11 protein-coding genes are annotated in these 12,346 nt (G+C 58.5%); 7 read left to right on the top strand and 4 right to left on the bottom strand.

Annotated elements, in window-relative coordinates; translation table 11 throughout:
• Window positions 1–75: 75 nt before the first annotated feature.
• The 3 genes from C3938_RS15600 to trxB all read right to left on the bottom strand — a co-directional run bounded on the left by C3938_RS15600 (window position 76) and on the right by trxB (window position 2,786).
• Window positions 76–807: an arginyltransferase gene (locus tag C3938_RS15600; protein WP_105104146.1), complete on the bottom strand. Its 732-nt coding sequence runs from the start codon at window positions 805–807 to the stop codon at window positions 76–78.
• 190 nt (window positions 808–997) lie between these two features.
• Entirely contained in the window at window positions 998–1,729 is a 732-nt protein-coding gene (aat, locus tag C3938_RS15595) for a leucyl/phenylalanyl-tRNA--protein transferase (protein WP_199775627.1), read from the bottom strand.
• 115 nt (window positions 1,730–1,844) lie between these two features.
• Window positions 1,845–2,786 carry a thioredoxin-disulfide reductase gene (trxB, locus tag C3938_RS15590; protein WP_105104145.1) on the bottom strand — a complete coding sequence of 314 codons (942 nt, stop codon included), beginning with the start codon at window positions 2,784–2,786 and terminating at the stop codon, window positions 1,845–1,847.
• A gap of 701 nt (window positions 2,787–3,487) precedes the next feature.
• Here trxB and C3938_RS15585 point away from each other — a divergent pair.
• From C3938_RS15585 to C3938_RS15555, 7 genes are all read left to right on the top strand, one after another.
• Entirely contained in the window at window positions 3,488–5,809 is a 2,322-nt protein-coding gene (locus C3938_RS15585; protein WP_105104144.1) for a DNA translocase FtsK, read from the top strand.
• 145 nt (window positions 5,810–5,954) lie between these two features.
• Complete coding sequence (lolA, locus tag C3938_RS15580; RefSeq protein ID WP_105104143.1) at window positions 5,955–6,572, top strand: outer membrane lipoprotein chaperone LolA; 618 nt, start codon at window positions 5,955–5,957, stop codon at window positions 6,570–6,572.
• A complete protein-coding gene (locus C3938_RS15575; protein WP_105104142.1) occupies window positions 6,565–7,929 on the top strand; it encodes a replication-associated recombination protein A in 1,365 nt (454 codons plus the stop codon). Before lolA ends, C3938_RS15575 begins: the two co-directional genes overlap by 8 nt.
• Window positions 7,930–8,060: 131 nt before the next feature.
• Window positions 8,061–8,435 (top strand): fluoride efflux transporter CrcB, encoded by a 375-nt coding sequence (gene crcB / locus C3938_RS15570; protein WP_105104141.1) that lies wholly within the window; start codon window positions 8,061–8,063, stop codon window positions 8,433–8,435.
• Window positions 8,436–8,453: 18 nt separating this feature from the next.
• Complete coding sequence (serS, locus tag C3938_RS15565; RefSeq protein ID WP_105104140.1) at window positions 8,454–9,728, top strand: serine--tRNA ligase; 1,275 nt, start codon at window positions 8,454–8,456, stop codon at window positions 9,726–9,728.
• Between the two features lie 18 nt (window positions 9,729–9,746).
• On the top strand, window positions 9,747–11,126 hold the full coding sequence (gene cysG, locus C3938_RS15560; protein ID WP_105104139.1) for a siroheme synthase CysG: 1,380 nt from the start codon (window positions 9,747–9,749) through the stop codon (window positions 11,124–11,126).
• Between the two features lie 110 nt (window positions 11,127–11,236).
• A complete protein-coding gene (locus tag C3938_RS15555) occupies window positions 11,237–11,500 on the top strand; it encodes a hypothetical protein (RefSeq protein ID WP_105104138.1) in 264 nt (87 codons plus the stop codon).
• 111 nt (window positions 11,501–11,611) lie between these two features.
• Here the strand turns inward: C3938_RS15555 and C3938_RS15550 are convergent, their stop codons facing one another.
• Window positions 11,612–12,217, bottom strand: coding sequence for an FMN-dependent NADH-azoreductase (locus tag C3938_RS15550; protein ID WP_105104137.1), 606 nt, complete (start codon window positions 12,215–12,217; stop codon window positions 11,612–11,614).
• Between the last annotated feature and the right edge of the window lie 129 nt (window positions 12,218–12,346).

The raw sequence follows: 12,346 nt of genomic DNA, 5'->3' as shown, positions 1-12,346 counted from the left end.
ACGAAAAGTGGCAGCAGGCCAAGTGAAACCACGAGGTCGACGGAAAAGGGAAAACGAACGCGGAGAAATCGGGTTTCAGGGGCCGGAACCGCCTGACTGCAAGGTCCAGCGCCCCCCCTGGAGGATCTCCAGCGGTTGGAATTGCCTTTTGTAGGCCATTTTCTGGCACTCGGCTATCCAATAGCCGAGATAGAGGCTGGGCAAGCCCAGGCGGCGAGCCCATTCAATCTGGTACAGAATTGAATAGCTGCCGAGGCCGCGTTTAACCTCAGCGGGATCGTAAAAAGTGTAGATGGCGGAGACCCCACCGCCCAGCACATCGGTAACTGCCGTGGCCAGCAGTTTCCCGCGCGCGCGGAATTCCAGGTAGCGGGTGGTACCCCAGGCGTTGTTGAGAAAGCTGCGAAACTGATCTTTTGAAGGGGGATACATTTCACCGTCGGCATGGCGCTCTTCGATGTACCGCGCATACAGGGTGTAGTGCTCCTCAGTGTCAATGTCATGGCGGTGGAACACATCCAGGTCCCGATTGCGCCGCCAGCAACGGCGCTGAGTACGGTTGGGGACAAACAACTCAACCGGCACCCTTGCGGGGATACATGCCTGGCAGCTCGTGCACTGGGGACGATAGAGATAGTTGCCGCTACGACGAAAACCCAACTCGGAAAGCTGGCTGTAAAGGCGTTGATCTATGGGTGTCTGTGGGTCGACAAACACCGTCGTGGCTTCACGGTCATCCAGGTAGCCACAGCGGTGGGGGAGGGTGGCGAGCAGGCGCACAGAGTCCAGCTGGGAATACTGACTCATTTCCTGCGGGGTTCCTGTATTCGGGTCTGGCCGCGCACAAAGCCCACTGGTCGCTCCTTGTGTACCTGGGTATGGATTAGCCTGGAAGCAGTGCACACCGGCCTACCGCTTCTAAAGCTTGTTCAGACCCGAGGGTAATTTGCCGTCACAGAAAACACAAACCGCCAGGGAAAAGGTAATCACCGTTTGATCATGTGCCGTCAAACAATCCTGGCGAGGGGGTCGGCGGCCAGGGTTCGGGGAAGCCGGGTTTCTCGATTTCAACCCTGAGAGCCTCTTCAAACTCTGTCCTGGAGATTTCTTCCGCGCCGAGACTCAGCAAGTGGGGGTTACTGACCTGGCAGTCGATCAGTTCACAGCCCCAAACGGCCAGTTGCCGCACCAGGTGCGCAAAGGCCACTTTGGAGGCATCCGTAGCCCGGTGGAACATGGATTCGCCATAAAACATTCGACCGACGGCAAGTCCGTATAACCCGCCTACCAGCTTCCCGTCGAGCCATGTTTCCACCGAGTGCGCGTGGCCAAGCCGATGCATGGTCGTGTAGGCATCACACATGTCAGCGGTGATCCAGGTACCGGGCTGGTTGGCGCGCGGCGCGGCGCAGCCTTCCATGACTGCCTCGAAAGCGCGGTCGAACGTTACCTGGTAGCGTCCCTGGCGAATTACCTTGCGCAGACTACGGCTCAAGCTCAGTGCCTGTGGGCGGACGATACAGCGTGGAGAAGGTGACCACCAGAGAATGGGCTGGTCGTCTGAGAACCAGGGAAAAATACCGCGGCGATAGGCGGCAAGCAGCCACTCGGGAGTCAGGTCGCCACCAACCGCGAGAAGGCCGTCGGGATCTTTGAGCGCGTTGGCCGTATCCGGAAAGTCGATCAGATCCGGATCGAGCAGGGTAATGCTGTTGGCGGCCTGGCTCACGGAGACTCCCTGTGTAATGGCTCTTCGCAACTATACGCCAGAAGGTATGCCCCAGAAGGGGCGCCATAGACAAAAAGGGCGGCCTGAGGCCGCCCTCCGAAGCCCGTTACGCCTCTTACTGCGCGTCGAGGTAGCGCTCGGCGTCCAGTGCGGCCATACAGCCGGTGCCGGCCGAGGTGACCGCCTGGCGATAAATATGGTCGGAGACGTCACCGGCGGCAAATACCCCGGGAACTGAGGTCTGGGTGGCGTTGCCGTTAAGGCCGCTTTCCACCACGATGTATCCCCCATTCATTTCCAGCTGGCCTGCGAAGATATCGGTGTTTGGCTTGTGCCCGATGGCGATGAATACGCCGGACACTTCCAGCTCCTTGGTGGAGCCATCCTGCACGTTTTTCAGGCGAACTCCGGTTACACCCGCGTCATCACCCAGAACTTCCTCAAGGGTATGGTGCCAGCACAGTTTGATGTTGCCATTCTTCGCCTTCTCCATCAGGCGGTCCTGCAGGATTTTCTCCGAGCGCAGCTCGTCGCGGCGGTGCACCAGTGTGACTTCCGCAGCGATGTTGGACAGATACAGCGCTTCTTCTACCGCCGTATTGCCACCGCCTACAACGACAACCTTTTGGTCGCGATAGAAGAAGCCGTCGCAGGTGGCGCAGGCGCTGACGCCGCGGCCCTGGAAGGTCTGCTCGGAAGGCAGACCCAAATACTGGGCAGAAGCACCGGTGGCAATAATCAGTGCGTCGCAGGTGTAGGTCTCATTGCCCTTGAGAGTAAAGGGGCGCTGCTTCAGATCCACCTCGTGGATATGATCGAAGATGATGTTGGTGTCGAAACGCTCTGCGTGCTGCTGCATCTGCACCATCAGATCCGGGCCCTGAAGGTCGTGTACGCCGCCCGGCCAGTTTTCCACTTCGGTGGTAGTGGTGAGCTGGCCACCCTGCTGCATGCCGGTAATGACAACCGGGTTCAGGTTGGCGCGGGCCGCGTAAATGGCGGCAGTGTAGCCGGCGGGGCCGGAGCCCAGGATGATCAGTCGGTGATGATTGCTCATGAGGGAACTCTCAATACTTCAAGGTTGGAAATTTATTCGTGGTGTCACTGGTGCCAGCGCCCGTCCCGCGATCGCGGGTTGCGATATCGGCAGTGATGGAAGCAACTCGACCTGCCAAGTTGGCCTCGCCCCATTCACCAATATCGAGCCATTCTTGATAAAAACAAGATACGCACGCGACAGGCTACTGCATCACCAGCGACCGGCAAAAATTGTCGGCAATGATAGGTGAGGCGACTCGGCGAACCAAATAGTTTGGCCTTATTTATATGATTGCGGACCTTTATAGACTGTTCAAATGATGGCCTGATGGCCTGATGGCCTGATGGCCTGATGGCGTTTCTGTGCCGTCTGAACATAGACCTGAACATAGATAAGACATGGCGCATGAATCCTCAAAAGAACATTAAGAGTACATCAATAAACAATCATAACCATTTGATATATATAAAAATTTAATAACCTAAAGTAACTTGTCATCTTTGCATGCGGTAGCAATCGGGCAGAGGCTGTAGTACACAGAGCGGTAATCGAACCGGGACCAACTCATCGGCTGGAAACCAAAAAACTGCTGCTGTGTCGACGCACTTGTGGCGAGACCGCAGTAAACTCCCGGTACCTGGCGCCAGTCGCGCCGCTTTACCCTGAATAAAGGCGGGTCATTTGGCACTCGCTCATAAAATAGACGTCGAGGTAAGCCATTGAAGGCTGAAAGCGAAACAGAATCCGGTGCAGCCATTCCCGAAACACTGGTAGCGCGTATCCTGCGGGAGGGGGCGCTGATAACACTGCTCGCGGGTGCGCTGCTTGTGGGAATCAGCCTACTGAGTTACAGCCCGCAGGATCCGGGCTGGTCCCACACCGGCAATGGAGGAAATATCGACAATGCCATCGGGCCAACCGGCGCCTGGCTCGCAGATGTATGCCTGTCGCTGCTTGGGTGGATGGCGTATCTGTTCCCGATTCTAATCGGATGGCGGGCCTACCGGATCCTGCGGGATAAGAACGCCCGTTTCCACGGCCCTCTTTTTGCGTTGCGGGTTGGCGGCTTGCTGTTGCTACTGGTGGCCGGCGCTGCGCTAGCCACTCTCTGTTTTACCCAGTCCGATCAGCCACTACCGTTTTCCAATGGTGGGATTGTTGGAGCCGCGATATCCGATTTTATGGAAACCGGGCTTGGCTATGTTGGGGCCACCATTCTGTTACTGGCTATGTTTGCCATCGGGGTGACGGTGTTCACCGGGATGTCCTGGCTGAAACTGTTCGAGGACATTGGTCGCAGTGTGCTGTTTGTTTTCAGCTGGCTCGGCCAGCGGATGGCGCGCGCGCGCAAAGACCGCGAAGAGCAGCGGGTAGCGCGAGAAGCCGTGCTGGTACGCAAGGCGGTTTTTGAGGAAGAGAAACAACGCACCGCCAAGCGACAACCACCCCAGATCGCACCTGTGGCGCCTCCGCCCAAACAGAGCCCACGGGCAGTAAAGGAGAAGCAGGGGGAGCTGTTCAAGGGACCGGTGACCGGCGAGCTGCCGCCTCTGTCCCTGCTAGATGCCCCCGAGACGAATAAAAAGGCCGGCTTCAGCCGCGAGGCGCTGGAGGCGCTTTCGCGCTTACTGGAGCTGAAGCTGAAAGACTTCGGCGTGGTGGCGGAGGTGGTTTCCGTGCTGCCGGGGCCGGTGGTAACCCGCTTTGAGATCCAGCCAGCGGCAGGCGTAAAGGTCAGCCGCATCACCAATCTTGCCAAAGACCTGGCGCGCTCCCTGGCAGTGATCAGTGTGCGTGTCGTGGAGGTGATTCCGGGTAAATCGGTGGTGGGCATCGAGATCCCCAATGAAAACCGGCAGATGGTGCGCCTGTCCGAAGTCCTCGGTTCAGAGGCCTACGAAAAAGCCGGCTCCGCGCTGACGCTGGCGTTGGGGCACGATATTGCCGGACAGCCGGTGGTAGCGGATCTGGCCAAGATGCCCCACCTGCTGGTGGCCGGTACCACCGGCTCCGGCAAATCCGTAGGCATCAATGTGATGCTGCTGAGCCTGCTGTACAAATCCACCCCGGATGAGGTCCGTCTGATTCTGGTGGACCCGAAAATGCTCGAGCTCTCGGTGTACGAGGGAATTCCCCATCTGCTCACCCCGGTCATCACTGATATGAACGATGCGGCCAATGGCCTGCGCTGGTGTGTTGGGGAGATGGAGCGCCGCTACAAGTTGATGGCGGCGATGGGAGTGCGCAACCTGGCGGGCTTCAACCGCAAGGTTAAGGAAGCCAATGCCGCCGGCGAACCACTGGTCGACCCAACCTGGCAGCCGGACCCCATGTCCAGTGTGCCGGAGGCGGAGCAGACCGCGCCGCATCTGAAGCCTCTGCCTGCCATCGTTGTGGTGATCGATGAATTTGCCGACATGATGATGATTGTCGGCAAGAAGGTGGAGCAGTTGATCGCCCGTATCGCGCAGAAGGCGCGTGCCGCGGGCATCCACCTGCTATTGGCTACCCAGCGCCCGTCCGTGGATGTAATTACCGGCCTGATCAAGGCCAACGTGCCCACACGTATGGCGTTCCAGGTTTCCTCCAAAATTGATTCGCGCACCATTCTGGACCAGGGCGGTGCCGAGCAGCTGCTCGGGCACGGCGACATGCTATATCTGCCGCCGGGTACGGCGCTCCCCATAAGGGTGCACGGTGCCTTCGTGGATGACCATGAAGTGCACCAGGTTGTCGCGGACTGGTGCCGCCGTAGCGCGCCGGAATACATCGACGGTATCGTGGATGACTCCAACAACAGTATTCCGGTACCGGGGATGGCAACGGAAGGCGGTGAGGATGACCCGGAAGCGGATGCGCTTTATGACGAGGCGGTCGCGTTTGTGGCCAAATCCCGCAAGGCGTCCATTTCTTCCGTGCAGCGCCAGCTGCGCATCGGCTACAATCGCGCCGCGCGCATGATTGAGGCGATGGAGGCGGCCGGAGTGGTCTCCGCCCAGCAACCCAACGGCAACCGCGAAGTACTGGTGCCGGCGCCCTGATCGCCACTCGATTTTCAAGAAAATCGTAGCGGGTGGCTGATGGTGGCGCCAGGCGCACGCGCAGTAGATTTTCCGTGGTTCAGTCCGGGTTCACTTGTCGCCGACTAGGCTTTAGGGACTGGATCAGCAAATCTGGAAGGCACTTATGAAACGCACATTTTGCATTCTCCTTATCGCACTGGGGTTCAGCTTCGGCACAGCTGGTGCGAGCGCCGACGCCAGTGAGGAACTGAGCCGTCTGCTGCAGCCCCTGGGCTCCATCTCCGGCGGATTCCGCCAGACCCTGAAGGACCAGAAAGGCAAAACCCTGCAGAAGAGCAGTGGCAATTTCTCCGTGCAGCGCCCCGGCAAGCTGCGCTGGCAGACTGGCGAGCCCTTTTCCCAATTGCTGGTGACCAACAACGAGAAGCTGTGGCTGTACGACCCGGATCTCGAGCAGGTCACCGTGCGTCCGGTGGACAATCGCATGAAGGCCACCCCGGCATTGCTGCTCGGAGGCAAGGTGGAGGACATCCGCGGATCCTTCAGTGTGGAGAACAAGAAGGGGGCCTATTACCTGACGCCGAAGAACGCCTCCGCGCCGTTCAAGTCTATGGTGATCCGCTTTGACAACAGGGGGCTGCCGTCGGCCATGACCGTACGTGACGGCATGGGCCAGACCACCGACATCCAATTCAATGGTATGCAGGCCAATCCAAAGCTGTCTTCCGCGCTGTTCAATTTCAAACCACCCAAGGGTACCGACATCATCCGCGATGAATGATCTTTTCCAGGCGCCACCCAGGCACCAGCCTCTGGCCGCGCGTATGCGACCGCACTCTCTGGCCCACTATGTGGGCCAGACGCATTTATTGGGTCCCGGTAAACCGCTACGCGAGGCGGTGGAGCGCGGCCAGCTGCATTCCATGGTGTTGTGGGGACCACCCGGCGTAGGCAAAACCACCTTTGCACGGTTGCTCGCGCAGGAGTGCGACGTTCGCTTTGCCACGCTTTCTGCAGTACTGGCAGGTGTAAAGGAAATCCGTCAGGCGGTAGCTGAGGCGGAGCAGCACGCGGCGCAATTTGGGCGCGGCACCATCCTGTTTGTCGACGAGGTCCACCGCTTTAACAAGGCGCAGCAGGATGCCTTCCTGCCTTACGTGGAAGAGGGCACGGTGACATTCGTGGGTGCCACCACGGAAAACCCCTCATTCGAGCTGAATAACGCCCTTCTGTCCCGCTGCCGGGTTTACCTGTTGCGCAGTCTGGGACAGGAAGAGCTGGCTGGTCTTCTGCAGCGGGCGCTGACGGAAGATGAAGAGCTGCGCGCACGCAATATCCAGATGACACCAGAGGTGCTTGAGCGCATCACGCTGAGTGCCGATGGCGACGCCCGCAGTGCGCTCAATCTCCTGGAGATCGCCTGCGATCTGTCCCGGGAGGAGGGTGGGCGTCAGATTGTCGACGACGACGTTCTCGCTGAAGTACTGGCCGCCGATGTACGGCGCTTCGACAAAGGGGGCGACTACTTTTACGACCAGATTTCCGCGCTGCACAAGTCCGTCCGCGGTTCAGATCCGGATGCGGCGCTCTACTGGTTTGCGCGTATGATCGATGGTGGCTGCGACCCGCTGTATGTGGCCCGCCGTGTGGTGCGTATGGCCAGCGAGGACATTGGCAATGCAGACCCTCGCGCGCTGGAAATTGCACTGAACGCCTGGGATGTGCAGGAGCGCCTGGGCAGCCCGGAAGGGGAGTTGGCGATCGCCCTGGCGGTGGTTTATCTCGCAATCGCGGCCAAAAGTAACGCGGTGTACAGCGCCTACAAACGGGTGCTTGCGGATATTCGCCGCGAGCCCAGTTATGAAGTGCCGATCCATCTGCGCAACGCGCCCACCAAGCTCGCGAAAGAGATGGCACACGGTGCGGAATACCGTTACGCCCACGACGAGCCCGACGCGTTTGCGGCGGGGGAAAACTATTTCCCGGAGGCCATTGCCGGACGCCGTTACTACCATCCGGTCAATCGTGGTCTGGAGCTCAAAATCGAGGAAAAACTGCAGCGCCTGCGGGCGCTGAATGCGGCGAGCCCTTTTCAACGCTATACAGCAGCGCCCGCAGCGGACCCGAAAAAGCGCTAAGGATGTAAACCGGCGTTCGCGGGCAAAATATCGTCACCCAAATAAAAGACGCTAGAATCACCGCTCGCCGGCGCCGGGAAAGCCCGTGCGCGGGACACACAATAGTGGGAAAAGTAATAAAGGAGCATCCCATGCAGTGGATCGCAATTGCGCTGGGGGGCGCCATCGGGGCGCTGCTTCGCCACCTGGTAGCTATCTGGAGCTTCCCTGTGTTTGAAAACCGGCTTCCCCTCGGGACGTTTATCGTCAACCTGGTTGGCTCACTGCTGATCGGCATCGCCTACGTGGCCATCGTCGAGCGCGGCATGCTCGGCCACGAGTGGCGCCTGCTGATCATGACTGGCCTGTTCGGCGCGCTCACCACCTTTTCTACCTTCTCGCTGGAAACCGTGCTGTTGTGGCACAATGGCCAGCCTTTAACGGCGCTGGCCTATGTTGCGGTCAGCCTCCTGGCGTGCCTGGCAGCCACCGCAGCCACCATCTCGCTGGGAATGAAATATCTGTAACGCGGTAATCTAATCACCATGCTCGATCCCAAACTGATTCGTACCCAACTCGACGACGTCGCGGCGGCGCTGGCCAAGCGCGGTGTGCAACTGGACAAGGCAAAGCTGGAGCAGCTCGAGGAGCAGCGCAAGGAACTGCAAGTGCGCACCGAAGCACTGCAAAACGAGCGCAACAGCAAATCCAAGAACATCGGCCGCGCCAAGGCCAGTGGTGAGGACATTGCGCCACTGTTGAAAGAGGTCGAGTCCCTGGGTGGTCAGCTGAGCGAGGCCAAAGACGCGCTGACGAGCCTGCAGGAGCAACTCGACGATATGCTCCTCGCCATCCCCAATCTGCCGCACGAATCCGTGCCGGAAGGCAAGGACGAGAATGACAACGTGGAAGTGCGCCAGTGGGGCACGCCGCGCAGTTTTGATTTTGAAGTGCGCGACCATGTCGACCTCGGTGCGCGCCTCAAGGGGCTGGATTTCGAAGTAGCGAGCAAGATTACCGGCTCACGCTTCGCAGTGATGACCGGCCAGGTGGCCAGGCTGCACCGCGCCTTGGCACAGTTCATGCTAGATCTGCATGTAGAAGAGCACGGCTATCAAGAAGCCAATGTGCCGGTCATAGTCAATAGCGATTCCCTGTACGGTACCTCGCAGCTGCCCAAGTTCGCCGAGGATCTGTTCAAACTGGAGGACGAGCGTGGTTTCTACCTCATCCCCACGGCAGAAGTGCCCCTGACAAACCTGTACCGCGACGAGATCATCGATGCTGCATCGCTGCCGCAGAAATTTGTCAGCCACACCAACTGTTTTCGCTCCGAGGCCGGCTCACACGGGCGCGATACCCGCGGTATGATCCGCCAGCACCAGTTCGAAAAAGTCGAGCTGGTGTGGTTTGCCCACCCGGAACATTCCATGGACGCGCTCGAACAGCTCACCAGTCACGCGGAAAACGTTCTGCAGAAACTGAATCTGCCATACCGCACCGTGGTGCTGTGTGGTGGCGATATGGGTTTCGGTGCAACCAAAACCTATGACCTGGAAGTATGGATTCCGTCCCAGGACAAGTACCGGGAAATTTCCTCCTGCTCGCTGATGGGCGACTTCCAGGCCCGGCGTATGAAGGCCCGCTGGCGCAACCCGGAAACGGGCAAGCCGGAACTGCTGCACACCCTGAATGGATCCGGGCTGGCAGTGGGCCGTACGCTGATCGCGGTGCTGGAAAACTACCAACAGGCCGATGGTAGTATCGAGGTGCCGGAAGTACTGCGCCCCTATATGCGGGGTGCAACCAAGATCGGCTAAGCAGTATGGAACAAGACCTTGCGTTACCTGCCTCTCGCTTTTGATTTGAAAAACCGCCCCTGTCTTATCGTAGGGGGCGGTTCCATCGCCACGCGCAAAGCGCGTTTGCTCAACAAAGCGGAGGCCCGCCTGCTGGTGGTGGCTCCGGAAATTACCGACGAGCTGCGCCAGCTGGTGCTGGCGAGCAGTGGTGAATACATCGTTGGCCGCTATCGCAGTGAACTTCTGGACAGTGTTGAAATGGTGGTTGCCGCCACTGCCGATAGCGAGGTCAATGCACAGGTCTCCATCGATGCCCGCAACCGGCGCCTGCCGGTGAATGTGGTGGACTCCCCGGATCTCTGCACCTTTACCTTTCCCTCCATTGTCGAGCGCGGCCCGGTGGCCATCGGCATTTCCAGCGGCGGTTCCGCCCCCGTACTCACCCGTATGCTGCGGGCCCAGATTGAAACACTTCTCTCGCCCGGTCTCGGCCTGATCGCCGAACTGTCTGGCCGTCTGCGCGACAAGGTCAAAGCGGCATTACCTGAAGCCCAGCGCAAGGATTTCTGGCACTGGGTGTTCAACGGGCCGGTGGTGGGGCAAATGGAGCGGGGGCACAAGGCGGAAGCGGAGCGGGCGGTGCTCGAGGAATTGCAGCGCTGGCAGGATAAGCCTGCGCCGAGCGGCGAAGTCTATCTGGTGGGAGGAGGTCCCGGCGATCCGGATCTGCTGACGTTCCGCGCCCTGCGTCTGATGCAGCAGGCGGATGTGGTGCTCTACGACAGACTGGTTTCCACGGAGGTGCTGGAGCTGGTACGCCGCGATGCCGAGCGTATCTACGTCGGCAAAATGAAGCAGTTCCATTCGGTGCCCCAGGATGACATCAATCAGTTACTGGTGGATCTCGCAAAGGAGGGCAAGAAAGTATTGCGCCTGAAGGGTGGCGATCCGTTTGTGTTCGGGCGCGGCGGCGAGGAGATCGACAAGCTGGCGGAAGCCGGTGTGCCATTCCAGGTGGTGCCGGGTATCACCGCTGCCATCGGCTGCTCTGCCTATTCAGGGATTCCTCTGACCCACCGGGATCATGCGCAATCCGTGCGTTTTATCACCGGCCATCTGAAAGAGGGGGATCTGGTGCTGCCGTGGAATGAACTGATCACCAAGAACCAGACCCTGGTGTTCTATATGGGCCTCACCGGTCTGCCCACCATTTCTGAAAAGCTGATCGCCCATGGCATGGATGCGGATACGCCGGCGGCGCTGGTAGAAAAGGGCACCACCCGGGAGCAGAGGGTGATTGTCGGTACCATCAGTACGCTGCCTGAACTGGCCGAGACCCACAAGGTGGAGGCGCCGGCGCTGACCATCATTGGCGGCGTCGTCACTTTACGCGAGAGTTTGGGCTGGTATCAGTAACCCGCCATTCATTCTCCAATCAGACGCAAGAAGTATCTTTCGACTGCAACAGACCGACCACTGGCGAACCCCTAACTATACTGAAGGAGTTGTTTGTCAGTGGTGGTTCTATGTTTTGGATGCTGCTTCGTTTCTATTGCACACTTCTGGTGCGTAGCTTTCTGCCCAGAGAAAGCGAAATCGCGCTGCCCAATGAAGACGACAGCCATTTACGCCGCTATTCCCGCAACTACAAGGTCAAACGCAACTGGGTGAAGAACATCTGGATCGGCTCATCCTTGCTGATGATCTGCTTTCCACTACTGCCATTCGTTCTCGGGCTAGGACTTTTTACCTCCTTTCTCTCGTTCGCGATTCTCGACGAAACCGCGTGAGCTTCTATAAGACAACGGTATCGGCTGATACCGGGATCGAAAGAAACAGGCACAAAAAAGGGTGACCGCAGTCACCCCAAGCACGTGGTATGAAAATGTCAGCGGCCTGAATCAGGCCAGTTGCGCGAGGCGTTCCCGGGCCGTGTCCAGCGCAGTGTTTCTGGACTCTTCACTCAGCGCCAACCCTTCGGCATGAACGAACTCCACTTCCGTAATTCCGATGAAGCCCAGAAATTGGCGGATAAAGCTGGTCTGCGCATGATCCTCTCCGTACAGACCTCCGCGGGTAATGACTACATAGGCGCGCTTACCGGTAAGCAGACCTTCGGGGCCATTTTCCGTATAGCGGAACGTCACGCCAGCACGTGCAATATGATCAAAATAGGCATGCAGACTGGACGGCACACTGAAGTTGTACATGGGGATGCCGAAAACCAATGTGTCTGCGGCGCGGATTTCCTGAATCAGTGCGTCGGAAAAATCTACCACTGCCTGCTGTTCCTGTGTGCGCTCCGCGGGGTCACTATTGAGAGCCTGGAAACGCGACAAATCGAGATGTGGTACGGGGTTGGTTGCCAGATTGCGCGACACGACTTCGCCACCAGGATTTGCAGCGAGCCAGTTGTCAGCGAACTCGTTGGCCAGCTGCGAAGACTGCCCGTCGTTCTGAAACAGGCTGGTCTGGATTTTGAGAAGTTTTCTGGTTTGTACAGTCATTTCGGTGTCTCCAATGGGTTGTTGTTTACCCGATGGAGACATTAAACCAACCATAGATTAGATTAAAAATCGCAAATACTTGCTAAAAAATATCGATTTAATCGATAGGTTATATGTTTATACTCTCTA

It is taken from the genome of Microbulbifer pacificus (assembly GCF_002959965.1).
Classification (GTDB): domain Bacteria; phylum Pseudomonadota; class Gammaproteobacteria; order Pseudomonadales; family Cellvibrionaceae; genus Microbulbifer; species Microbulbifer pacificus_A.
This window is presented reverse-complemented; position numbering and strand designations above follow the sequence as displayed.

Excerpts from the sequence above, each read along its gene's own strand:
- C3938_RS15600 (WP_105104146.1), bottom strand. The coding sequence starts at position 807 with ATGAGTCAGTATTCCCAGCTGGACTCTGTGCGCCTGCTCGCCACCCTC.
- trxB (WP_105104145.1), bottom strand. The coding sequence starts at position 2,786 with ATGAGCAATCATCACCGACTGATCATCCTGGGCTCCGGCCCCGCCGGC.
- lolA (WP_105104143.1), top strand. The coding sequence starts at position 5,955 with ATGAAACGCACATTTTGCATTCTCCTTATCGCACTGGGGTTCAGCTTC.
- C3938_RS15575 (WP_105104142.1), top strand. The coding sequence starts at position 6,565 with ATGAATGATCTTTTCCAGGCGCCACCCAGGCACCAGCCTCTGGCCGCG.
- crcB (WP_105104141.1), top strand. The coding sequence starts at position 8,061 with ATGCAGTGGATCGCAATTGCGCTGGGGGGCGCCATCGGGGCGCTGCTT.
- serS (WP_105104140.1), top strand. The coding sequence starts at position 8,454 with ATGCTCGATCCCAAACTGATTCGTACCCAACTCGACGACGTCGCGGCG.
- C3938_RS15555 (WP_105104138.1), top strand. The coding sequence starts at position 11,237 with ATGTTTTGGATGCTGCTTCGTTTCTATTGCACACTTCTGGTGCGTAGC.
- C3938_RS15550 (WP_105104137.1), bottom strand. The coding sequence starts at position 12,217 with ATGACTGTACAAACCAGAAAACTTCTCAAAATCCAGACCAGCCTGTTT.